The organism is Streptomyces tricolor (assembly GCF_002155905.1).
GTDB classification, from domain to species: Bacteria; Actinomycetota; Actinomycetes; order Streptomycetales; family Streptomycetaceae; genus Streptomyces; species Streptomyces tricolor.
The window spans coordinates 1-674 of record NZ_MUMF01000969.1 but is presented as its reverse complement, the minus strand read 5'-3'; the positions used below and the strand labels follow the sequence as shown (position 1 = coordinate 674).

The 674-nt window shown below is 77.4% G+C and carries 1 protein-coding gene; it reads left to right on the top strand.

All coding sequences use genetic code 11. The features are described from left to right. The coding region (locus CCN44_RS42020) for an AfsR/SARP family transcriptional regulator (protein WP_143650479.1) at positions 1-674 on the top strand (674 nt) is incomplete at both ends.

Here is a 674-nt window from a genome sequence, read left to right as displayed (position 1 = left end):
GACGCGCTGTGGGGCGGCGCGCCGCCCGTCTCCGCGCAGGCCTCCCTGCACAACCACGTCACCCGGCTGCGCCGGCTCCTGGACGACCCCGAGCGGCTCAGGGCCGTCCCGCCGGGCTATGTGCTGCGCGTCGACCACGGCGAGCTGGACGTGCACGTCTTCGACGCGCGGGTCGCCGAGGCGCGGTCCGCGCACGCCCGGCGCGACTGGCCGGGCGTCGTGCGGGCGAGCGCCGGCGCGCTCGCGCTGTGGCGCGGCACCCCGCTCAGCGGGCTCCCCGCCGACATCGGCGGCTACGCCCTCGTGCAGCGCCTGGAGGAGGCCCGGCTGCTCCTGCTGGAGTGGCGCTACGACGCCGAACTCGCGCTCGGCGGCGCACGCCTGGCCACGCTCGTCCCCGAACTGGCGGCACTGGTCGCGGAGTACCCGCTGCGCGAGGCGTACCACCGGCAGCTGATGCTCGCCCTGCACCGCACCGGCCGCCAGGCCGAGGCCCTCGCCGTCCACCGTGATCTGCGTGCCCGTCTGGTGGAGGAACTCGGCATCGAACCCGGCCCGTCGGTCCGTGAGGCCCATGTCGAGGTGCTGCGGGGGAGCGGCGGGGGACACCGGGACGAGGAATGCGACGACCCGCGCCCGGCCGGACGGACCGGGCGGCGTCGGCGGGAGGGGCG